26 protein-coding genes and 1 pseudogene are annotated in these 20491 nt (G+C 48.8%); 2 read left to right on the top strand and 25 right to left on the bottom strand.

Translation table 11 applies throughout. From position 1 onward, the window contains the following. The 21 genes from rplR to rpsL all read right to left on the bottom strand — a co-directional run bounded on the left by rplR (position 1) and on the right by rpsL (position 11207). Positions 1 to 360 (bottom strand): 50S ribosomal protein L18, encoded by a 360-nt coding sequence (gene rplR / locus DS743_RS05585; protein ID WP_002878185.1) that lies wholly within the window; start codon positions 358 to 360, stop codon positions 1 to 3. 26 nt (positions 361 to 386) lie between these two features. Beyond that, positions 387 to 917, bottom strand: coding sequence for a 50S ribosomal protein L6 (rplF, locus tag DS743_RS05580; protein WP_002878187.1), 531 nt, complete (start codon positions 915 to 917; stop codon positions 387 to 389). Between the two features lie 24 nt (positions 918 to 941). Further along, complete coding sequence (rpsH, locus tag DS743_RS05575) at positions 942 to 1340, bottom strand: 30S ribosomal protein S8 (RefSeq protein ID WP_002878190.1); 399 nt, start codon at positions 1338 to 1340, stop codon at positions 942 to 944. 22 nt (positions 1341 to 1362) lie between these two features. Beyond that, positions 1363 to 1548: a type Z 30S ribosomal protein S14 gene (locus DS743_RS05570; protein ID WP_072544241.1), complete on the bottom strand. Its 186-nt coding sequence runs from the start codon at positions 1546 to 1548 to the stop codon at positions 1363 to 1365. A 14-nt stretch (positions 1549 to 1562) separates the two neighbouring features. After that, the gene (rplE, locus tag DS743_RS05565) at positions 1563 to 2105 is read right to left on the bottom strand and encodes a 50S ribosomal protein L5 (RefSeq protein WP_002878193.1); all 543 of its coding nucleotides are present in this window, start codon (positions 2103 to 2105) and stop codon (positions 1563 to 1565) included. Positions 2106 to 2124: 19 nt separating this feature from the next. After that, a complete protein-coding gene (rplX, locus tag DS743_RS05560) occupies positions 2125 to 2364 on the bottom strand; it encodes a 50S ribosomal protein L24 (protein ID WP_002878194.1) in 240 nt (79 codons plus the stop codon). Between the two features lie 16 nt (positions 2365 to 2380). Beyond that, entirely contained in the window at positions 2381 to 2749 is a 369-nt protein-coding gene (gene rplN / locus DS743_RS05555; RefSeq protein ID WP_002878195.1) for a 50S ribosomal protein L14, read from the bottom strand. Positions 2750 to 2779: 30 nt separating this feature from the next. Beyond that, positions 2780 to 3046: a 30S ribosomal protein S17 gene (gene rpsQ, locus DS743_RS05550; RefSeq protein ID WP_002878196.1), complete on the bottom strand. Its 267-nt coding sequence runs from the start codon at positions 3044 to 3046 to the stop codon at positions 2780 to 2782. Positions 3047 to 3064: 18 nt separating this feature from the next. Next, positions 3065 to 3262: a 50S ribosomal protein L29 gene (gene rpmC / locus DS743_RS05545; RefSeq protein WP_002878201.1), complete on the bottom strand. Its 198-nt coding sequence runs from the start codon at positions 3260 to 3262 to the stop codon at positions 3065 to 3067. Continuing rightward, entirely contained in the window at positions 3252 to 3695 is a 444-nt protein-coding gene (gene rplP / locus DS743_RS05540; RefSeq protein ID WP_002878205.1) for a 50S ribosomal protein L16, read from the bottom strand. The genes rpmC and rplP overlap by 11 nt, the downstream gene beginning before the upstream one ends. Continuing rightward, the gene (gene rpsC, locus DS743_RS05535) at positions 3695 to 4366 is read right to left on the bottom strand and encodes a 30S ribosomal protein S3 (RefSeq protein WP_002878206.1); all 672 of its coding nucleotides are present in this window, start codon (positions 4364 to 4366) and stop codon (positions 3695 to 3697) included. Before rpsC ends, rplP begins: the two co-directional genes overlap by 1 nt. A gap of 13 nt (positions 4367 to 4379) precedes the next feature. Beyond that, on the bottom strand, positions 4380 to 4733 hold the full coding sequence (rplV, locus tag DS743_RS05530; protein ID WP_258945819.1) for a 50S ribosomal protein L22: 354 nt from the start codon (positions 4731 to 4733) through the stop codon (positions 4380 to 4382). A gap of 21 nt (positions 4734 to 4754) precedes the next feature. Continuing rightward, the gene (rpsS, locus tag DS743_RS05525) at positions 4755 to 5030 is read right to left on the bottom strand and encodes a 30S ribosomal protein S19 (protein ID WP_002878208.1); all 276 of its coding nucleotides are present in this window, start codon (positions 5028 to 5030) and stop codon (positions 4755 to 4757) included. A gap of 17 nt (positions 5031 to 5047) precedes the next feature. Continuing rightward, complete coding sequence (rplB, locus tag DS743_RS05520) at positions 5048 to 5884, bottom strand: 50S ribosomal protein L2 (protein WP_002878210.1); 837 nt, start codon at positions 5882 to 5884, stop codon at positions 5048 to 5050. 25 nt (positions 5885 to 5909) lie between these two features. Continuing rightward, positions 5910 to 6206 carry a 50S ribosomal protein L23 gene (gene rplW / locus DS743_RS05515; protein WP_002878211.1) on the bottom strand — a complete coding sequence of 99 codons (297 nt, stop codon included), beginning with the start codon at positions 6204 to 6206 and terminating at the stop codon, positions 5910 to 5912. Next, on the bottom strand, positions 6206 to 6823 hold the full coding sequence (rplD, locus tag DS743_RS05510; RefSeq protein ID WP_002878213.1) for a 50S ribosomal protein L4: 618 nt from the start codon (positions 6821 to 6823) through the stop codon (positions 6206 to 6208). The genes rplW and rplD overlap by 1 nt, the downstream gene beginning before the upstream one ends. 14 nt (positions 6824 to 6837) lie before the next feature. Continuing rightward, positions 6838 to 7467, bottom strand: a complete 630-nt coding sequence (gene rplC, locus DS743_RS05505) for a 50S ribosomal protein L3 (RefSeq protein WP_002878214.1) — start codon at positions 7465 to 7467, stop codon at positions 6838 to 6840. 25 nt (positions 7468 to 7492) lie between these two features. Then, entirely contained in the window at positions 7493 to 7801 is a 309-nt protein-coding gene (gene rpsJ / locus DS743_RS05500; RefSeq protein WP_002878215.1) for a 30S ribosomal protein S10, read from the bottom strand. A 394-nt stretch (positions 7802 to 8195) separates the two neighbouring features. Beyond that, the gene (fusA, locus tag DS743_RS05495; protein ID WP_003616949.1) at positions 8196 to 10280 is read right to left on the bottom strand and encodes an elongation factor G; all 2085 of its coding nucleotides are present in this window, start codon (positions 10278 to 10280) and stop codon (positions 8196 to 8198) included. A 33-nt stretch (positions 10281 to 10313) separates the two neighbouring features. After that, positions 10314 to 10784, bottom strand: coding sequence for a 30S ribosomal protein S7 (gene rpsG / locus DS743_RS05490; RefSeq protein ID WP_002878218.1), 471 nt, complete (start codon positions 10782 to 10784; stop codon positions 10314 to 10316). A gap of 15 nt (positions 10785 to 10799) precedes the next feature. Next, positions 10800 to 11207 (bottom strand): 30S ribosomal protein S12, encoded by a 408-nt coding sequence (gene rpsL / locus DS743_RS05485; RefSeq protein ID WP_003613306.1) that lies wholly within the window; start codon positions 11205 to 11207, stop codon positions 10800 to 10802. A 261-nt stretch (positions 11208 to 11468) separates the two neighbouring features. On the opposite strand from rpsL, the pseudogene DS743_RS05480 reads away from it, so the two are divergent. Together DS743_RS05480 and DS743_RS05475 are read left to right on the top strand one after the other, a co-directional pair. Continuing rightward, positions 11469 to 11875 (top strand): annotated as a pseudogene (locus DS743_RS05480) (HAD family hydrolase). An 84-nt stretch (positions 11876 to 11959) separates the two neighbouring features. Beyond that, a complete protein-coding gene (locus tag DS743_RS05475) occupies positions 11960 to 12520 on the top strand; it encodes a hypothetical protein (RefSeq protein WP_035183851.1) in 561 nt (186 codons plus the stop codon). A 66-nt stretch (positions 12521 to 12586) separates the two neighbouring features. Here DS743_RS05475 and rpoC read toward each other — a convergent pair whose 3' ends face one another. The 4 genes from rpoC to DS743_RS05455 form a co-directional block, all read right to left on the bottom strand. Beyond that, positions 12587 to 16252 (bottom strand): DNA-directed RNA polymerase subunit beta', encoded by a 3666-nt coding sequence (gene rpoC, locus DS743_RS05470; RefSeq protein ID WP_072544244.1) that lies wholly within the window; start codon positions 16250 to 16252, stop codon positions 12587 to 12589. Between the two features lie 15 nt (positions 16253 to 16267). Then, entirely contained in the window at positions 16268 to 19921 is a 3654-nt protein-coding gene (gene rpoB / locus DS743_RS05465; RefSeq protein ID WP_041812092.1) for a DNA-directed RNA polymerase subunit beta, read from the bottom strand. Positions 19922 to 20131: 210 nt separating this feature from the next. Continuing rightward, positions 20132 to 20290 (bottom strand): hypothetical protein, encoded by a 159-nt coding sequence (locus DS743_RS05460; protein ID WP_181406077.1) that lies wholly within the window; start codon positions 20288 to 20290, stop codon positions 20132 to 20134. Next, positions 20287 to 20475 carry a hypothetical protein gene (locus DS743_RS05455; protein WP_035183855.1) on the bottom strand — a complete coding sequence of 63 codons (189 nt, stop codon included), beginning with the start codon at positions 20473 to 20475 and terminating at the stop codon, positions 20287 to 20289. Before DS743_RS05455 ends, DS743_RS05460 begins: the two co-directional genes overlap by 4 nt. Between the last annotated feature and the right edge of the window lie 16 nt (positions 20476 to 20491).

Here is a 20491-nt window from a genome sequence, read left to right as displayed (position 1 = left end):
CTAGAATTCTAAGCCGTTTTCACGAGCTGCGTCAGCCAAAGCTTTTACACGACCGTGGTAGATGTAACCACCTCTGTCGAAGACAACTTCAGTGATGCCCTTGGCCTTACCAGCTTCAGCAATGGCCTTGCCAACTGCTTGAGCTTGTTCCACCTTGGTAGCATCCTTTGAAACGGACTTATCTAAAGTTGAGGCACTTGCAAGCGTGACACCCGCTACGTCATCAATCAATTGAGCGTAGATGTTAGTGTTTGAACGGAAAACACTCAAGCGTGGGCGCTCAGCAGTACCAGAAATCTTACCGCGAACACGTCTGTGGCGCTTTAAGCGCAACTTGTTTTTATCTGGTTTTGAAATCACAATTTCACCTCAAAATTTATTTTCTATTACTTACCAGTCTTACCTTCCTTGCGGCGAACGACTTCATCAGCGTAACGGATACCCTTACCCTTGTAAGGTTCAGGTGAACGTACGGCACGAATTTCCGCAGCAAATTGGCCGACTACTTGCTTTGAGATACCTTCAATAGTAACGTCAGTTGCTGATGAGGTAGTCACAGTAACGCCTTCTGGGGCCTTCATTTCAACTGGGTGTGAGTAGCCAACGTTCAGAGTCAAGACATTGTTCTTGGCAACTGCACGGTAACCAACACCGATCAGCTTCAATTCCTTTTTGTAGCCATTTACGACACCTTCGATCATGTTAGCCAAGTTGGCTCTCATAGTGCCGTGGATAGCCTTGTCATTTTCGTTTGAACGGCTGAAGCGGATTACTCCGTCTTCTTGTTCGAACTTGATGCGTGGGTCGAATTCCCTAGTCAATTCACCCTTTGGGCCCTTAACAGTAATTTCATTACCATTCTTGGTAACAGTGACACTTTCAGGGACGTTAATTACCTTTAAACCAATACGGCTCATTAATTGTTCTCCTTCCTGTCAGAATTACCAAACGTAAGCGATAACTTCGCCGCCGACGTTCTTTTCTCTAGCTTCCTTGTCGGTAAGGATACCAGCTGAAGTAGAAACAATGGCGATACCTAAACCGTTCAGAACCTTTGGCAGGTTGTCAGCCGAAACGTAGTTTCTCAAGCCTGGCTTGGAGATACGCTTCAAACCGGAGATAACACGTTCACCGTTTGGACCGTACTTCAAGGTAATCTTGATTACGCCTTGCTTACCATCTTCAGTTACTTCGTAGTCACGGATGAAACCTTCTTGCTTCAAGATTTCTGTAAGTGACTTCTTAATGTTTGATGCAGGAATTTCTACTGAATCGTGCTTAGCCATGTTGGCGTTTCTGATTCTAGTCAAAAAGTCTGCGATTGGGTCAGTCAATACCATCTATGCTATCCTCCTTACCGATTTACCAGCTGGCCTTCTTAAGACCAGGAATTTGACCTTTGTGTCCCAATTCCTTCAGGCAAATGCGGCACAAACCAAACTTGCGGTAAACAGAGTGTGGACGCCCACAACGTTCGCAGCGAGTGTATTCACGTGAAGAAAACTTTGCAGGACGGAGATTTCTTACCTTTTGTGATGTCTTAGCCATGTATGTCCTCCAAATTACTTAGCAAATGGCATGCCAAATTGAGTCAAAAGTTCACGAGCTTCTTCATCAGTTTGCGCAGTAGTTACGATAACGATATCCAAACCTCTAGTGCGGTTAACCTTATCGAAGTCGATTTCTGGGAAGATCAATTGTTCCTTAACACCCAGAGTGTAGTTGCCCCGGCCGTCAAATGAACGAGTTGAAACACCGCGGAAGTCACGAACACGTGGAAGAGATACGTTGATCAGCTTGTTCAGGAAGTCGTACATTCTGTCGCCTCTAAGGGTAACCTTAGCACCGATAGACATACCTTCACGCAAACGGAAGTTGGCGATTGACTTCTTGGCCTTGGTAATCATTGGCTTTTGGCCAGAGATCAGAGTCAATTCTTCAACAGCTTCGTCCAGGTTCTTTGCGTTGGCAACGGCGTCACCAACACCCATGTTCAAAACGATCTTGTCGATCTTTGGTACTTGCATGCTTGAAGTGTAGTTAAACTTCTTGGTCAATGCAGGAACGATTTCTTCGTTGTACTTAGTTGCAAAACTATTAGCCATTAGTGTCCTCCTTCCCTAATTAGTCTTTGTTGCTTTCAGCTTTGGCAATAACCTTAACGTTAGAAGCGTGGATTGAACCTTCAGTTTCAACCACACCGCCGTTAGCGTTAGAAGCTGAAGCCTTGGTAGCCTTCTTGATCATGTTAACGCCCTTAACAACCACGCGGTTCTTCTTAACGTTTACGGAAAGGACAGTGCCTTCCTTGCCTTTTTCTGAGCCGGCAATAACTTTTACCTTGTCACCAGTTTTAACGAACATTCGCGCAACTCTCCTTTTACAATACTTCAGGGGCAAGTGAAACGATCTTCATGAAGTCCCCTTCACGAAGTTCACGTGCAACTGGCCCGAAAATACGAGTACCACGAGGGCTCTTGTCAGCGTTGATAATAACTGCTGCGTTTTCGTCAAACTTGATGTATGAACCGTCTTCACGACGAGCGCCTGACTTGGTTCTTACGATAACAGCCTTAACGACGTCACCCTTCTTTACAACACCACCTGGCGTTGCTTGTTTAACAGCCGCGACAACGATGTCACCGATGTTACCGGTCTTACGCTTTGACCCGCCCATAACGCGGATAACAAGCAATTCACGTGCACCGGAGTTGTCAGCTACCTTCAAACGAGTTTCAGTTTGAATCACTATTAAATCCTCCCTTAGCTAATCCGTAAATTAAACAGATTTCTTAACAATGTCAACTAAACGGAAACGCTTAGTACGTGATAATGGACGGGTTTCCATGATACGAACGATGTCGCCTACCTTGGCTTCGTTATTTTCATCCATAGCGTAGTACTTCTTTGAGTAACGAGTACGCTTGCTGTAAACTGGGTGGTTCTTGTAAGTATCAACTACAACAACGATAGTCTTATCCATCTTGTCGGAAACGACACGGCCTTGGTAAACATGGCGGCGGTTTCTTTCGATTGATTCGCTCAAGTTAGTATCTCCCTTCCACTAGTTTTGTTCTAATTCTTTTTCGCTCAAGATAGTCTTGATCCGAGCGATGTTCTTACGGACTTGGCTCAAGCGAGCGGTGTTTTCTAATTGACCGGTAGCTTGTTGGAAACGCAAGTTGAACAATTCTTCCTTGTATTGCTTTTCCTTTGCCAACAATTCATCAGTTGATAATGATCTGATTTCCTTAGTCTTCATTAGTTGCGCCACCTGCTTCCTGGTCTTCTCTCTTCACGAACTTGCACTTAATTGGAAGCTTGCTTGCTGCGAGTCGCATTGCTTCACGAGCAGTTTCTTCTGAAACGCCCCCAATTTCGAACATGATCTTTTCTCTCTTAACTACAGCTACCCAACCTGCTGGTGCACCCTTACCGGAACCCATACGTACACCAACACCCTTAGCAGTGTAGGACTTTTGAGGGAAGATTCTGATCCAAACCTTACCACCACGCTTCATGTAACGAGTCATCGCAACACGGGCAGCTTCGATTTGACGGTTAGTAATCCAGTGGGATTCAAGTGCTTCAAGACCGTATTCACCAAATGCTACAGTCTTGCCACCCTTGGCAGCACCACGCATCTTACCACGGAATTCACGACGGTGTTTTACACGCTTTGGTACTAAAGGCATTACTTCTTACCTCCCTTTGAACGCTTTGCAGGTTGATTCTTGCGACCTGGCAAAATTTCGCCACGGTTGATCCAAACCTTAACACCGATTTCGCCGTAGGTAGTAAATGCGTTTACCCATGCGTAGTCGATGTCAGCTCTTAAAGTATGAAGTGGAACACTGCCTTCAGTGTGCCATTCACGGCGAGCTATGTCAGCACCGTTCAAACGGCCTGCAGTTTGTACCTTGATACCCTTGGCGCCGGCACGCATTGAACGTTGTGCAGCTTGACGGCTGGCACGACGGAAAGCGATACGAGCTTCAAGTTGACGAGCGATGCCGTCAGCAACAAGCTTGGCGTCGAGATCTGGCTTCTTGATTTCAACAATGTTAATGTGAACTTGCTTGTTAGTCAAAGCGTTGATTTCCTTGTTCAAGGTTTCAACTTCAGCGCCGCCCTTACCAATAACCATACCTGGACGAGCAGTGTGGATAGCAATGTTTACACGGTTAGCAGCACGTTCAATTTCAACGGTAGATACGGAGGCATCCTTCAACTTTTCATCGAGGAACTTTCTGATCCGAAGGTCTTCGTTTAAAGTTTCCTTGTAGCCTCTAGCAGCGTACCATTTAGCTTCCCAGTCGCGGTTAACACCAAGACGGAAACCAATTGGGTTAATCTTTGAACCCATTCAAATACCTCCCTTAATCGTTCAATTCTGAAACAACAACAACTACGTGGCTGGTTCTCTTCATGATTGGAGAAGCTGAACCCTTGGCACGTGGACGGAATCTCTTCAAAGTAGCACCTTCGTTAACATATGCTTCTAATACGTAAAGGTTTGCACTTTCAAGATCATAGTTGTGTTCTGCGTTAGCAACTGCTGAACGCAAAACCTTTTCAACGATTGGGGAAGCAGCTTTTGGCGTAAACTTCAAAATTGCCAATGCTTCAGCAACGCTCTTACCCCGGATCAAGTCTACAACGAGACGAGCTTTTCTTGGGGCGATACGAACAGTTCTTGCTTCAGCTCTAGCTGAACTAATTTGTTCTGCCATTTAATTGTTTCTCCTTCCTTATTACTTGGATGCCTTGTCGTCAGCCTTGTGGCCGCGGAAGGTTCTAGTAGGCACGAATTCACCCAGCTTGTGACCAACCATGTCTTCAGTTACGAAAACTGGAACGTGCTTTCTACCGTCGTAAACAGCGATAGTCAACCCTACGAAAGAAGGGAAAATAGTTGAACGACGTGACCAAGTCTTGATAACTTGCTTCTTTTCCGCGGTTTGTTGCTCGTCAACCTTCTTCAAAAGATGGGCATCTGCAAAAGGACCCTTTTTAATACTACGGCTCATTTAATTACCCCCTTCTCTTACTTACGACCCTTACGGTGACGGATGATTAACTTTTCACTAGCCTTCTTGCTGTCTCTAGTCTTAACACCACGTGACTTCTTGCCCCATGGAGTCATTGGCTGTGGACGGCCAACAGGTGCCTTACCTTCACCACCACCGTGTGGGTGATCGTTAGGGTTCATTACAGAACCACGGGATTGTGGGCGCTTGCCCATCCAACGTGAACGACCAGCCTTACCGATGTTGATCAGTGAGTGTTGTTCGTTACCGACAGCACCGATAGTAGCGCGGCATTCTGAAAGGATTTCACGAACTTCGCCGGATTGCAGACGAACTTGAGTGTACTTGCCGTCAACACCCAAAACTTGAGCTGAAGTACCAGCACTACGTGCGATTTGGCCACCCTTGCCCGGCTTAAGTTCGATGTTGTGAACTTCAGTACCAGTTGGGATATTCTTCAGTGGCAATGCGTTACCAACCTTGATATCGGCATCTGCGCCTGATTCTACCCATGAACCTACAGTCAAGCCCTTAGGAGCCAAGATGTAAGCCTTAGTACCATCAGTGTAGTGCAACAAGGCGATGTTTGCTGAGCGGTTTGGATCGTATTCGATTGCGACAATCTTAGCCTTAACGTTGTCCTTAGTACGCTTGAAATCGATGATACGGTATTGTTGCTTGTGACCGCCACCACGGTGTCTTACAGTAATGTGACCGTATGAGTTACGACCTGCAGTCTTTGACTTAGAAGCAAGCAAAGTCTTTTCAGGCTTTGACTTAGTGATTTCTGCAAAGTCAGAAGAAGTCATATTACGACGACCGTTTGATGTTGGCTTGTAAACTTTAATAGCCAATTGACTGACCTCCTAATTACTTGATTTATTCGTTGTTTTCGTCTTTGAAAATCTTGATGTCGTTTGAATCTTCAGTTAAAGCAACGATAGCCTTTCTGCGACGGGCAGTCTTGCCAGTGTAGCGGCCTACGCGCTTTTCCTTGCCGCGAACATTCATGATGTTCACGCTCTTAACCTTAACATCGAAGATTTCTTCAATAGCGTCGCGAACTTGAAGCTTGGTAGCAGTTAAGGCCACGTCGAAAGTGTACTTCTTGCTGTCCATCAAGTCGGCTGACTTTTCAGTGATAACAGGTCTTAAGATAATGTCGCGTGCGTCCATTAAGCCAATACCTCCTCAATCTTCTTAACGTCGTCTTGAGTCAAAACGAGCTTGTCGTAGTTAACGGCGTCTTCAACGTTCAAGCCGTTAACTGGAACAACCTTAACCTTTGGCAGGTTCTTGGCTGAAAGTTGTACGTTCTTGTCGTCTGAAACAACCAGAACCTTGCCTTCAAGCTTCAAGCCGTTCAAGATTGCAACGAAGTCCTTAGTCTTAGGAGCGTCCAGAGTCAGCTTGTCCAGAACTACCAAGTTTTGGTCAAGGAGTTTTTGTGACAAGACAGACTTGATAGCCAGCCGGCGTTGCTTTCTTGGCATGCTGTAAGCGTAGGAACGTGGAGTAGGCCCAAAGACAACACCACCGCCGCGCCATTGCGGAGCACGGATTGAACCTTGGCGAGCACGACCAGTACCCTTTTGTCTCCAAGGCTTCTTACCACCACCGCGAACGGCAGATCTGTTCTTCACCTTAGAGGTACCCTGACGCTTGCCAGCTCTTTGTCTGATGATTGCATCAAAGACAACAGCTTCGTTTGGTTCAACGCTAAACACGTTATCGTTTAAAGTTACTTCACCAGCGTTGTTGCCGTTTTGATCCATAAGTTTGAAATTAGCCATTTGAGTCCTCCTTCCTACTTGCTAGCCTTTGCAGATGACTTAACAACGATCAATGAGTTCTTGGCGCCTGGCACGTTACCCTTGATCATCAAAACGTTCTTGTCTGCAACAACTTTTTCTACTACTAAGTTTTCAATAGTAACAGTCTTCACACCCATGTGACCTGGCAACTTCTTGCCCTTTGGCACGCGGTTGATGATTGAACCCATTGAACCCGGAATTCTGTGGTAACGGGAACCGTGAGTTTCAGGACCACGTGATTGGTGGTGGCGCTTGATGTTACCTTGGTAGCCATGACCTCTTGAAGTACCAGTAACGTTGACAACGTCACCTTCCTTGAACGTCTCCACGGTAACTTCTGAGCCGACTTCGTAGTCACTAAGCTCTACTCCGCGGAGTTCACGAATGAAGCGCTTAGGTGAAGTCTTTGCCTTATCAGCATGACCTTTTTCTGGCTTGTTGCTCAAAACTTCACGCTTGTCTTGGTAGCCCAATTGTACAGCTTCGTAACCGTCGTTTTCTACAGTCTTAACTTGCATAACAACGTTTGGAGTTGCTTCAATAACAGTTACTGGCACAAGAACACCATCTTTAGTGAAGATTTGAGTCATGCCAACTTTTCTTCCTAAGATTCCTTTGGTCATGATTACACCTCTTTCTATCTAAAAATTAAAGCTTGATTTCGATGTCTACGCCGCTTGGCAGATCGAGCTTCATCAATGAGTCAACCGTCTTAGGGGTTGGGCTCAAGATGTCGATCAAGCGCTTGTGGGTCCGCATTTCGAATTGTTCACGTGAGTCCTTGTTCTTGTGTGGTGAACGCAGAACAGTGAACAAAGTTCTTTCAGTTGGAAGCGGAACTGGACCTGAGATTTCAGCACCAGTTCTCTTCGCAGTGTCCACAATCTTAGCAGCTGATTCATCGAGAATGCTGTGTTCGTAAGACTTTAGTCTAATACGAATCTTTTCATTTGCCATCTAATTACCTCCTATACGTCTTCTTTAAAAGATGACTAGCTCGGCGAAAATTCCCTGCACAACCACTGTGGCAATGCAGCCTAGTGTGCCGCAACCTTCCGCGTCTAAGCTAACTACAATTTGTACTCAGAGGGCATTTTCCCTCTCAAAAGCACTTCATCTAGTATAAGGCCTTAAGCCTTAAATAGCAAGGGTTTAGCCCTATTTTTTCGAAAAAGTTTCCTGGAATTCCTTTCCCTTGGCAGAGAACTTTTTCTTTCCTTTTTAACATGTTTATATTTCCAGAAGCCAGTTTTTTCTTAAAAAATACAAAAAATCCTAGCAAGGACAAGTAATGTCTTTACTAGGATTTCTGTTTTGGTCTAAATCAAGGCCTAGATCATGCTAGGAAGCATTAAGCATTGCCGCCGCGCTTCTTGATAATTTCAGCTTGGATTGACTTAGGACATGGTGAGTAGTGGTCCATAACCATCGTGAAGGTACCACGGCCTTGAGTAGATGAACGCAGGGTAGTTGCGTAACCAAACATTTCTGACAATGGAACCATCGCGTTGATGACCTTGGCACCTGCTCGGTCTTCCATACCTTCCATTTGGCCACGACGAGCAGTGATTGAGCCCATAACGTCACCAAGGTATTCTTCTGGAGCGATGACTTGAACCTTCATGATTGGTTCAAGGATAACAGCGCCGGCCTTTGGAGCAGCGTTCTTCAACGCCAATGATGCGGCAACCTTGAAGGCAGCTTCACTTGAGTCGACTTCGTGGTATGAACCGTCGTACAGCTTAGCCTTAACGTCGATTAATGGGTAGCCAGCCAGAACACCGTTCTTCATGGCTTCTTGCAAACCAGCGTCAACTGCTGGGATGTATTCACGAGGAACTACACCACCGACAATGGCGTCTTCGAATTCGTAGCCCTTGCCTTCGTTTGGAGTAAATTCGATCCAAACGTCACCGTATTGACCCTTACCACCGGACTGACGAACAAACTTACCTTGAGCTCGAGTTGGTACAGTGAAGGTTTCACGGTAGGCAACTTGTGGTTCACCGATGGTTGCTTCAACGTTGAATTCACGCTTCATACGTTCAACCATGATGTCCAGGTGAAGTTCACCCATCCCGGAGATCAAAGTTTCACCAGTTTCTGGGTTAGTTTCAGCACGGAAAGTTGGGTCTTCTTCAGTCAGCTTTTGCAAAGCGACATCCATCTTGTCCCGGTCAGCCTTTGACTTAGGTTCAACTGAAACTTGGATAACTGGAGCTGGGATGTCCAGGCTTTCCAGAATCAATGGGTGAGCTGGGTCAGTCAAAGAGTCACCAGTAGTAGTGTCCTTCAAACCGATGGCACCAGCGATGTCACCTGAGAAGACTTCTGGGATTTCAGTACGTGAGTTGGCGTGCATTTGCAGCAAACGACCAACACGCTCACGTTGGTTCTTTGAAGCGTTCAAAACGTAAGAACCTGATTCCAATGAACCAGTGTAGACACGGATGAAAGTCAAACGACCAACGAATGGGTCAGTGGCGATCTTGAAGGCCAAAGCTGCAAATGGCTTGTTGTCGTCAGCCAGCAATTCAACTTCGTTGCCTTCCTTGTCGTGGGCGATGTAAGGCTTAACGTCAAGTGGTGATGGCAGGTAGTCAACAACACCGTCAAGCATCATTTGCACACCCTTGTTCTTGAAGGCTGAACCAGCAAATACTGGGAAGGCCTTCAAGTCCAAAGTTGCCCGGCGCAAGGCAGCCTTAAGTTCTTCGTTGGAGATTTCTTCACCGCCAAGGAACTTTTCCATAATGTCGTCGTCAACTTCAGCGATCTCTTCGATCATTTCTTCACGACGGCTTTCGGCTTCTTCCTTGTATTCGTCTGGAACTGGAATAGTTTCCCAGTTTGCGCCCAGCTTGTCTTCGTCGTAGACGTCGGCAACCATGTCGAACAAGTCGATAACGCCTTCGAATTGGTCTTCAGCACCGATAGGCATTTGAACGGCGATAGCGTTAGCGTTCAAACGTTCGTGCAGACTCTTAACTGAGAAGTCGAAGTTGGCACCGATCTTGTCCATCTTGTTAACGAAGACGATCCGCGGAACACCGTAGTTTTCAGCTTGACGCCAAACGTTTTCAGTTTGTGGTTCAACACCTGATTGTGCGTCCAGAACAGTTACGGCACCGTCAAGGACACGCAGGGAACGTTCAACTTCGATAGTGAAGTCGACGTGTCCTGGGGTGTCGATGATGTTGATCCGGTGGTCCTTCCATTGCGCAGTAGTGGCTGCGGAAGTGATCGTGATCCCACGTTCCTTTTCTTCTTCCATCCAGTCCATTTGGGAGTCACCTTCGTGAGTTTCACCAATCTTGTGGATCTTACCAGTGTAGTAAAGGATACGTTCAGTAGTAGTAGTCTTACCGGCGTCGATGTGGGCCATGATACCGATGTTGCGAGTCTTCTCTAATGAGAATTCACGTTTGTTAGCCATAATTTTCTATCTCCTTAGATAACGAGCACTGGATTAGAAACGGTAGTGAGCGAAGGCACGGTTAGCTTCTGCCATACGGTGCACGTCTTCACGCTTCTTAACGGCTGAACCAGTGTTGTTTGAGGCATCGATCAATTCGTTTGCCAGACGTTCATCCATAGTGTGTTCGTTACGCAGGCGGGAGTATGAAACCAACCAACGCAATGCCAAAGTAGTTTGTCTTTCTGGACGAACTTCTACAGGAACTTGGTAGTTAGATCCACCGATACGGCGAGCCTTAACTTCCAAAACTGGCTTAACGTTGTTCATGGCTTCTTCAAAGACGTCCATTGGTTCCTTGCCAGTCTTGTCCTTGATGATGTCAAAAGCATCGTACAAGATTGATGAAGCTTGAGCTCTCTTACCATCCTTCATCAAGTGGTTGATCAGCTTAGTAACCAGCTTTGAGTTGTAAACTGGGTCTGCTAAAACGTCTCTCTTTGAAACATGACCTTTTCTTGGCATTATTTAAGTCCTCCTTTAACCCTTCTTAGCGCCGTACTTGGAACGAGCTTGCTTTCTGCCGTCAACACCAGCAGTGTCAAGGGCACCACGAACGATGTGGTAACGTACACCAGGAAGGTCCTTTACACGGCCCCCACGGATCAGTACAACTGAGTGTTCTTGCAAGTTGTGGCCTTCACCTGGGATGTAGGCAGTAACTTCAGTCAAGTTTGAAAGACGTACACGGGCGTACTTACGCAAAGCTGAGTTAGGCTTCTTTGGCGTCATAGTACCGACACGAGTCGCAACCCCACGCATTTGTGGTGCTGGGTTGAAGACTTGTTCCTTCTTCATGCTGTTGTAGCTGTAGTTCAAGGCTGGTGACTTTGACTTAGTAGTCTTTGAGTGACGGCCTTTTCTAACCAATTGATTAATGGTTGGCATTAACTAGTTCCTCCTAAATTTATATATCATTTTGCTCACATATCCGGGAGTTTCTTTTTTGCCTCGCGGAGTAATCTTCAAAACATACATCTGTTAGTATACTCCATTTGCCAGCTAATGCAAAGCTTTTTTCTAGAATTTCCAGCCTGGAAAAAGCTGCGCTTTTTCACTCGATGGCAGCGTTTTCTATCTATGCTAAGATTGATTTTATGCGAAAAAATTAATTTATTGTTAGTAGAAAAGAAAAAATGAGGTAAAAAAATGATCAAATTAATTGCTATCGACACTGACGGTACCCTGCTCAACTCCCAAGGAGAAATCCAGGCCAGCACAAAGGAAGCCATCTCTAAGGCACTTGACCGCGGCGTTAAAATCGTTCTCTGTTCCGGCCGGCCAATCGCGGGACTGACGCCTGCTTCCTTGAACTGCTCAATCCCAAGGTCAACAAGGGCCAGGGGCTCAAAGAACTCTGCGGCCGGCTGGAAATCGCGCCAGAAGAAGTCATGGCGATCGGCGACGAGAGAAACGACTTAGACATGTTTGCTTTTGCCGGCACCAGCGTGGCCATGGGCAACGGCAATGACCTGGTTAAGCAAGCCGCTGACTATGTCACCAGTAGCAATGATGAAGACGGGATTGCCCAATCTCTGGAGAAATTTGTTTTTTAGCAGGTAATTTTCCCTAAACTGACAATTTTTTGCCTTTTTAAAAAATATTGGCAAAAAAGGTGTAATAGTAAGTGGAGGGAAAAAATGCTCAGCGAAATGATTTCTTTACTCTGCGGTCTTTTGGCAGTTTTCATCGCCGACCGTTATCGTTATAATACCTTTCTTGAGTGTAAAAGCTGGCTGGCGGATGATATCCCTTACATCATTCTGGCCGGAAATTTGTTAGTTTATTTAATCTCCAATTCTAGGAGCAGTGCTATTTCTTTGCTCTTTATAATCAACTTCTTTTTAATGGTTGTCAGCGACCTGCATGAACAGTCTTTTGATACTTGCCTGCTCGTCGTACCGCTGGCCACCGGGCTGATGCATTTTTTCCAGGCACCAAACACGGAAGGCCTGGGGCAGGCTGCAATTTTTCTGGCAGTCCTGGTCTGGCTCGCTTTTACAGGGAAAATGGGCAGCGGAGACGTTTGGCATTTTTTACTCCTGTCTTTAAATTTTTCATGTCCCGTTGCTGTGAAGAGTTTCCTGCTGGCCTCCCTGCTGGCCATCGCCCACGCGCTTTGGCATAAGCGGCCGGGTAAAGAGCCCTTTGCCTTCCTGCCCTACTTATTCTGGGGCCTCAACCTCCAATTTTTCCTTTAGGGTAAAAGAAAAAACGTTCGGATGACTTTGAGCCATTCGAGCGTTTTTCTTGTTAATTAAACTGGATTACTTGCTTTCAGTTTCCTTGTTTTCGTCTTCCATCTTCTTTTCCAGGTCAGCGATTGAGTAAACTGAGTCTGGTTGTTGAACATCGGCCTTTGGCACTTGGTCGCGGTAAATTGGCATACCAGTACCAGCTGGGATGATCTTCCCGATGATGACGTTTTCCTTCAAACCGAGAAGCGGGTCGTTCTTGCCGCGGATTGACGCGTCGGTAAGAACCCGGGTAGTTTCCTGGAAGGAAGCAGCTGACAGGAAACTGTTGGTTTCCAAGGCAGCCTTGGTGATACCCAGAATGTCAGCCTGGGCAGTAGCCGGGATCCCGCCGCTGATGATGACGTCACGGTTTCTGTCGCGGAATTCAGCGATGTCCATGACTTCACCTGGCAAGATGTCGGTTTCACCTGGGTCAAGAACCCGGACCTTCTGCAGCATCTGTCTGGTCAAGACTTCGGCGTGCTTGTCGGCCAGGTCAACCCCTTGAGTCCGGTATGACTTCTGGACTTCAGCCAGGATGTATTCTTCAGTCGTCAAGGTGTCAGTTACCTTGATCAATTCCTTAGGGTCGATAGAACCAGGGATCAGCTTGTCACCACGGTGGATTTCATCGCCTTCCTGAACTGCTGGCTTAGCAGTGTAAGGAATGGTGTAGACTCTGGTGTCGATCTTGCCCTTAACAGTGATTTCCTGCAAGTGTTCAGCCGCGTTACTTTCGATCTTGTCAACAACACCGTCAACTTCAGAGATAACCGCGCGACCCTTAGGGTTGCGGGCTTCGAACAATTCTTGCACACGAGGCAGACCTTGAGTGATGTCTTCTGCGCCGGCAACACCACCGGTGTGGAAAGTACGCAGGGTCAGCTGGGTACCTGGTTCACCGATTGACTGAGCGGCAACCGTACCAACTGCTTCACCGATTTCAACTTCTTCGCCAGTGGCCAGGTTCCGGCCGTAGCACTTCCGGCAGATACCGTGGGAAGTGTTGCAAGTCAGGATTGACCGGATTTGAACTTCCTGCACGCCAGCGTCAACAATCTTCTGCGCCATTTGTTCGTCCATCAAGACTCCCTTAGGGCAGATGACTTCACCAGTTTGCGGGTCACGGATAGTCCGGTTGGTAAAGCGGCCGACCAGACGGTCGTAAAGTGATTCAATCAAGCCGGCATCCTTGTCAACGATGGCCTTGGCAGTAATGCCGCGGTCAGTGCCACAGTCGTCTTCACGAATGATAACGTCCTGGGCAACGTCGACCAAACGACGGGTCAGGTAACCAGACTGGGCAGTCTTCAAGGCCGTGTCAGTCATCCCCTTCCGGGCGCCGTGAGTGGACATGAACAGTTCCAGAACGGTCAGACCTTCCTTGAAGTTGGAGATAACCGGGATTTCGAACAACTCACCACTTGGAGTGGCCATCAAACCACGCATACCAGCCAGCTGGGTAAAGTTGGAGATGTTACCACGGGCACCGGACTGCTGCATGACGGAGATTGGGTTCCTTTGGTCCTTGAATTCAGCAATTTCCTGTTGAACGGCATCCTTACAGTCAGTCCAGATCTTGATGACGTTGTCGTGACGTTCCTTGTCGGACAGCTTGCCCCGGCGGAACATCTTGGATACTTGCTTAACCTTCTTGCGGGCTTCAGCAACCAAAGCATCCTTGGTCTTGGTTTCCGGAACGTCAGCCATACCGATGGTCAAGCCGGAAATAGTTGAAGCTGAGTAGCCCATTTCCTTCAAGTCGTCCAGATATTCAGAAGTTCTTTGTACCCGGTAGCGCTTGTAGATTTCAGAAATAGTGTCACCCAGGAAGCCCTTCTTGAATGGCGTAGCCACCAGGTCCTGGCCAATTTCAGCGATCTTGTCCTGGATGTCCTGGCCATCTTCCAGGAAGTACTTGTCAGCCATTGGCTGCTTTAAGTTGTCCTGGGTTGGTTCGTTGATGTAGAAGTAGTCGTCTGGGAAGAGGGAGTTGAAGACCAAGCGGCCGTAAGTAGTTACGAAAATGCTGTCTTCGTGGCCCGCGCCCCAGTCCTTCTTCGGCATTGAAGCGGCTGACACACCGATGATGGTGTGGTAGTGAATATCACCGTTGTTGTAGGCGATGGTTGCTTCTTCTGGAGTAGCAAAGATCATGCCTTCGCCTTCCCGGCCGATTTCAGCCTGGGTCAGCCAGTAGTTACCCAAAACGATGTCCTGGGACGGAGTAACGATTGGCGTACCGTCCTTAGGAGTCAAGATGTGGTGGGCAGCCAGCATCAAGAGGCGGGATTCAGCTACAGCTTCGTCTGACAACGGCACGTGGATGGCCATCTGGTCACCGTCGAAGTCGGCGTTGTAGGCTTCACAAGCCAGCGGGTGCAAACGCAGGGCCTTGCCTGGGACCAAAACTGGTTCAAAGGCCTGGATTGACAGCCGGTGCAGGGTAGGTGCCCGGTTCAAAAGAACTGGACGTTCCTTAATGACGTATTCCAATACGTCCCAGATGTCGTCGTCTTCCCGATCGATCTTGCGCTTGGCGTTCTTGATGTTGGAAGCAATGCCCCGGCGGACAAGTTCCCGCATAACGAATGGCTTGAACAATTCCAGAGCCATTGGACGCGGAACACCACATTGGTAAAGCTTCAGCTTTGGAGAAACGTCGATAACTGAACGGCCGGAGTAGTCAACACGCTTACCAAGCAAGTTTTGACGGAAACGCCCTTGCTTACCCTTCAGCATGTGTGAGATAGACTTCAGTGGCCGGTTGCCTGGCCCAACAACTGGGCGGCCCCGGCGTCCGTTGTCGATCAAGGCGTCAACTGCTTCTTGCAGCATCCGCTCTTCGTTTTGCACGATCAAGCTAGGAGCGTGCATGTCCAGCAGCTTCTTCAACCGGTTGTTACGGTTGATAACCCGGCGGTAAAGGTCGTTCAAGTCGGAAGTGGCGAAACGGCCACCTTCCAGCTGAACCATTGGACGCAAGTCCGGCGGAATAACCGGAACAGTTTCCATAACCATCCATTCAGGCTTGTTGCCGCTGTTTCTGAAGGCATCAAGGATGTCCAGCCGGCGGATGGCCCGGGTCCGCTTTTGCCCCTTCAAGGTTTGCAGTTCTGCCTTAAGGGCAGTAACTTCCTTGTCCAGGTCAACCTGCTTAAGCAGGTCGCGGATAGCTTCGGCACCCATCTTAGCCACGAAGCGGTTGCCGTACTTGGCCTTTTCTTCCCGGTATTCAGCTTCAGTCAAGAGCTGCTTGGCTTCCAGGCCAGTGTCACCTGGATCGATGACAATGTAGGCAGCGAAGTAGATAACTTCTTCCAATTGCTTTGGAGACACGTCCAAAACCAGACCCATTCTTGATGGGATACCCTTGAAGTACCAGATGTGGGTTACAGGAGCAGCCAGCTCGATGTGGCCCATCCGTTCCCGGCGCACGTGAGAGGTCGTTACTTCAACCCCGCACCGGTCACAGACGATCCCCTTGTAGCGAACGCCCTTGTACTTGCCACAGGCACAAGCGTAGTCCTTGGTCGGCCCGAAGATCCGTTCATCGAACAGACCGTCTTTTTCTGGCTTCAAAGTCCGGTAGTTGATGGTTTCCGGCTTCTTAACTTCCCCGTAAGACCAGCTTCTGATCTTGTTTGGTGAAGCCAAACCAATCTGCATGCTTTCAAACTTATTTACGTCGATCAAAGTTTAACCTCCCAATTACTTTGAAGCCTTGTCGTCGTCAGCAGTTTCAGCTTCATTTGCATCAGCATCTGCTTCAGCTGCGTCTTCTTCCGCGCTGCCTTCCGCGGCGATTTCGGCCTCTTCTTCGGCCAACTTCTTCTTTTCTTGCGCTTCCGCAAGGCGAGATAAAGCATCGATGTTTACATGTTCATTTGAGTCTTCGTCCATGTCGCGCAGTTCAACTTCGTTTTCGTCGCTGTCCAAAACGCGCAGGTCCAGACCCAATGATTGCAGTTCCTTGACCAAAACGCGGAATGATTCAGGCACGCCTGGCTTAGTAATTCTTTCGCCCTTGACGATTGCTTCATAGGCCTTGACACGGCCGACAACGTCGTCAGACTTGTAGGTCAAGATTTCTTGCAGGGTGTAGGCTGCACCGTAGGCTTCCAAAGCCCAGACTTCCATTTCACCAAAACGCTGGCCACCGAATTGCGCCTTACCACCCAAAGGCTGTTGGGTAACAAGTGAGTAAGGCCCGATTGACCGCGCGTGGATCTTGTCGTCAACCATGTGAGTCAGCTTCAGGTAGTACATAACCCCGACTGAAACCCGGTTGTGGAATGGTTCACCGGTCCGGCCGTCGTAAAGGACAGTCTTACCGTCTGAGTCAACACCGGCTTCGCGGACAAAGTCCCAAACGTCGTCTTCGCTGGCCCCGTCGAATACCGGAGTAGCCACGTGGATACCCAAGGCCCGGGCTGCCCGGCCCAAGTGGATTTCAAGCAGCTGCCCGATGTTCATACGTGATGGCACACCCATTGGGTTCAAGCAGATGTCGACTGGAGTACCGTCTGGCAGGTAAGGCATGTCTTCAACTGGAGCAATCAGGGCAACCGTACCCTTGTTACCGTGACGACCGGACATCTTGTCCCCGACTTGGATCTTTCTCTTTTGTACGATGTAAACCCGAACCAGGGTGTTAACGCCTGGTGCCAGTTCGTCGCCGGCTTCACGGGTGAAGACTTGAACGTCTTGAACCACACCGCCACCGCCGTGAGGTACCCTCAATGAAGTATCACGGACTTCACGGGCCTTTTCACCAAAGATGGCGTGCAGCAGTCTTTCTTCAGCGCTCAGTTCAGTTATCCCCTTAGGGGTAACCTTGCCGACCAGGATGTCGCCGTCGTGAACTTCGGCACCGATCCGGATGATCCCGTTTTCGTCCAGGTCCTTCAAGGCGTCTTCACCAACGTTAGGGATTTCCCGGGTAATTTCTTCCGGCCCCAGCTTGGTGTCACGGGCTTCTGAGTCGTAGTCTTCAATGTGGATTGAAGTGTAGACGTCTTCCTTAACCAGGCGTTCGCTCAGCATGATGGCGTCTTCGAAGTTGTACATGTTCCAAGTGGTGAAGGCGATAACCGGGTTTTGACCCAGGGCAAGTTCGCCATCAGCCATTGACGGACCGTTGGCAATTACCTGGCCGTCAACAACCTTGTCGCCGCGCTTGACGTTTGGCGTCTGGTTGTAGTTCTTAGTCGCGTTTGACCGGCGGTACTTTTCAAGGGTGTAAGTGTCCAGTGTCTGGTCTTCGCGGCGGACGCGGATTTCGTTTGCGTCCACGTATTCAACTTCACCGTCTGCTTCAGCCAGCAAGGCGTCACCGGAGTCGTGAGCTGCCCGGTATTCCATACCAGTAGCCACAAGCGGACCGTGCGGGTTGATCAAAGGAACAGCCTGACGTTGGTGGTTGGCCCCCATCAAGGCCCGGTTGGAGTCGTCGTTTTCCAGGAATGGAATACATGCGGAAGTTACGGAAACAACCTGCTTTGGAATAACGTCTATGTAGTCGATCCGGTCTGGACTTACTTCGACGTTGTCTTCCCGGTGCCGGCAAAGGATCACGTCATCAACGAAGGAGCCGTCTTCGTTCAGAGGAGTATTGGCCCCGGCGATGATGTAGTTGTCTTCTTCATCGGCAGTCAAGTAGTCGATCTTGTCGGTAACCTTGTGGGTTGCCCAGGAAACGCGCCGGTATGGGGTTTCCAGGAAGCCGTACTTGTTGATGATGGCGTAAGTGGCCATGGAGTTGATCAAACCGATGTTAGGGCCTTCTGGCGTTTCGATTGGGCACAGACGGCCGTAGTGGGTGTAGTGAACGTCCCGGACTTCGTAGCCGGCCCGGTCACGGGACAGACCACCAGGCCCCAAGGCGGACATACGCCGCTTGTGGGTCAATTCACCCAGCGGGTTGTTTTGGTCCATGAATTGGGAAAGCTGGGATGAACCGAAGAATTCCTTGATTGAACCAACGATTGGCCGGATGTTGATCAATTGCTGCGGAGTAACCGTAGCCGCGTCTTGAATTGACATACGTTCGCGGACAACCCGTTCCATCCGGGCCAAACCGATCCGCATCTGGTTTTGCAGCAATTCGCCAACCCGGCGGATGCGACGGTTACCCAAGTGGTCAATGTCGTCGATGTTGCCGACGCCTTCTTGGAGTTCCAGGAAGTAGTTGACAGAAGCGATGATGTCGGCTGGAGTGATGCACTTAACGTCTTCAGCAATGTGGCCGTTGGAGATCAGCTTGATTTCCCGGTCAGGAATTTCACGGGAGAAGACCTTGATTTCCTGAACAGTTACAGGTTCTGGGATTACACCTTCATCAGATGGGGTGTAGGTAACAGTCTTGAAGTCGTCGCGGTCCAGGTAGTCCTTCAGAACGTCCATGACTTCGTTGTTGACAACCGTCCCCTTGGCAGCCAGAACTTCTCCAGTGTCAGGGTCAGCCAGGGTTTCAGCCAAAGTGTAGCCCAAAAGCCGGTTCTTCAAGCTCAGCTTCTTGTTGACCTTGTAGCGGCCAACAGCAGCCAGGTCGTAACGGCGTGGATCAAAGAAGCGGGAAACCAGGAGGCTCCGGGATGAGTCGGTAGTCTTTGGTTCACCTGGACGCAGGCGGTCGTAGATGTCCTTCAAGGCTTCTGCTACCCGGCTGTCTGCTGGGTTCTTGTGAACATCCTTGTCCAAAGTCAGGTCCAAAGTGTCGCTGTCGCCGAAGATTTCCTTTATTTCGCTGTCAGAGCCAAAGCCCAGGGCCCGGACCAGGACAGATAAAGGAAGCTTCCGGGTCCGGTCAACCCGGACGTAGGAAATGTTCTTGGCGTCAGTTTCGAATTCCAGCCAAGCCCCACGGTTAGGGATGACAGTCGTGCCGAAGATTTGCCGGCCGTTCTTGTCGAATTCGCCACTGTAGTAGACACCAGGTGATCTAACCAGCTGGGAAACGATAACTCTTTCCGCCCCGTTAACGATGAAGGAGCCGGACTTGGTCATCAGCGGCAAGTCGCCGAAGAAGACGTCTTGGGTCTTGATTTCGCCAGTTTCGTGGTTGGTCAGCTTCAGAGTCACGTGCATTGGAGCGGAGTAAGTCGCGTCGTGCTTGCGTGATTCATCGACAGTATACTTAGGTTCTTGCAGCTTGTAGTCGACGTATTCCAGAGTCAGGCGGCCAGAAGCGTCGCTGATTGGCAGAATGTCGTCGAAAACTTCCTTAACGCCTTCGTCAAGGAACCACTTGTATGATTCAGTCTGTACGTCGGTCAAGTTTGGCAGCGGCAGGATTTCCTTAATCCGTGAGAAGCTGCGTCTTGTCCGGTGTTGTCCGTAATTTACTACGTGTCCGTTTAGCAAGGAAAACATCCTTTCTATCCTGTTGAAGAAAGCAAATATTACATTTGTGTTACATTTAAAAAAGGCCGGGATTTTGGGCATAAAAAAGACAAAAACGAACCAGTCGTTTTTGTCTGTATCATTTTACTGGACAATATATCAGTAAAATCCTGAACTTCAGCCTTTTAAATCGCCCAATATTGTACCACTAATTTTAAAGGAAAGCAAGCCCTAGCGGCCGCTAAAAAGCATGGCTGTCTGGCTGGCCAGACCAACCCCGGTGAGCTGGTAGCCGCCAGCCGTGATATTCCAGAAAATCTGCTTGCCTTGCGGGCTGAGCTGGGATTTGATCGCGACCGGCTCTAAAGCGATCCGCAAGTCCCGCATCACCTTGCCCAGGTAGACCTTCTGTTCCAGCTGCTGCTTAGCTTCCAGCAGGGCCTCCCGCTTTCTCTTGGCATTTCGTCGTAAAGCGCGTCGATGATGTCGCTGTAAAGCAGGATCCGCCCGTCAGTCTTCTTGCTTGCTTCTTGTTCTGCCTTAGCAGCTTCAGCTTTATTCTTCTTGCCAAACATAATCTGCCTCCAAAAA

Source organism: Lactobacillus leichmannii, assembly GCF_024701915.1.
In the GTDB taxonomy this organism is placed as follows: domain Bacteria; phylum Bacillota; class Bacilli; order Lactobacillales; family Lactobacillaceae; genus Lactobacillus; species Lactobacillus delbrueckii.
Note: the sequence above shows the minus strand (reverse complement) of the source record. Positions and strands in the feature narration are given on the sequence as shown.

Excerpts from the sequence above, each read along its gene's own strand:
- rplF (WP_002878187.1), bottom strand. The coding sequence starts at position 917 with ATGAGCCGTATTGGTTTAAAGGTAATTAACGTCCCTGAAAGTGTCACT.
- rpsH (WP_002878190.1), bottom strand. The coding sequence starts at position 1,340 with ATGGTATTGACTGACCCAATCGCAGACTTTTTGACTAGAATCAGAAAC.
- DS743_RS05570 (WP_072544241.1), bottom strand. The coding sequence starts at position 1,548 with ATGGCTAAGACATCACAAAAGGTAAGAAATCTCCGTCCTGCAAAGTTT.
- rplE (WP_002878193.1), bottom strand. The coding sequence starts at position 2,105 with ATGGCTAATAGTTTTGCAACTAAGTACAACGAAGAAATCGTTCCTGCA.
- rplX (WP_002878194.1), bottom strand. The coding sequence starts at position 2,364 with ATGTTCGTTAAAACTGGTGACAAGGTAAAAGTTATTGCCGGCTCAGAA.
- rpmC (WP_002878201.1), bottom strand. The coding sequence starts at position 3,262 with ATGAAGACTAAGGAAATCAGATCATTATCAACTGATGAATTGTTGGCA.
- rplP (WP_002878205.1), bottom strand. The coding sequence starts at position 3,695 with ATGCCTTTAGTACCAAAGCGTGTAAAACACCGTCGTGAATTCCGTGGT.
- rpsC (WP_002878206.1), bottom strand. The coding sequence starts at position 4,366 with ATGGGTTCAAAGATTAACCCAATTGGTTTCCGTCTTGGTGTTAACCGC.
- rplV (WP_258945819.1), bottom strand. The coding sequence starts at position 4,733 with ATGGCAGAACAAATTAGTTCAGCTAGAGCTGAAGCAAGAACTGTTCGT.
- rpsS (WP_002878208.1), bottom strand. The coding sequence starts at position 5,030 with ATGAGCCGTAGTATTAAAAAGGGTCCTTTTGCAGATGCCCATCTTTTG.
- rplW (WP_002878211.1), bottom strand. The coding sequence starts at position 6,206 with ATGGACGCACGCGACATTATCTTAAGACCTGTTATCACTGAAAAGTCA.
- rplD (WP_002878213.1), bottom strand. The coding sequence starts at position 6,823 with ATGGCTAATTTCAAACTTATGGATCAAAACGGCAACAACGCTGGTGAA.
- rplC (WP_002878214.1), bottom strand. The coding sequence starts at position 7,467 with ATGACCAAAGGAATCTTAGGAAGAAAAGTTGGCATGACTCAAATCTTC.
- rpsJ (WP_002878215.1), bottom strand. The coding sequence starts at position 7,801 with ATGGCAAATGAAAAGATTCGTATTAGACTAAAGTCTTACGAACACAGC.
- fusA (WP_003616949.1), bottom strand. The coding sequence starts at position 10,280 with ATGGCTAACAAACGTGAATTCTCATTAGAGAAGACTCGCAACATCGGT.
- rpsG (WP_002878218.1), bottom strand. The coding sequence starts at position 10,784 with ATGCCAAGAAAAGGTCATGTTTCAAAGAGAGACGTTTTAGCAGACCCA.
- rpsL (WP_003613306.1), bottom strand. The coding sequence starts at position 11,207 with ATGCCAACCATTAATCAATTGGTTAGAAAAGGCCGTCACTCAAAGACT.
- DS743_RS05475 (WP_035183851.1), top strand. The coding sequence starts at position 11,960 with ATGCTCAGCGAAATGATTTCTTTACTCTGCGGTCTTTTGGCAGTTTTC.
- DS743_RS05455 (WP_035183855.1), bottom strand. The coding sequence starts at position 20,475 with ATGTTTGGCAAGAAGAATAAAGCTGAAGCTGCTAAGGCAGAACAAGAA.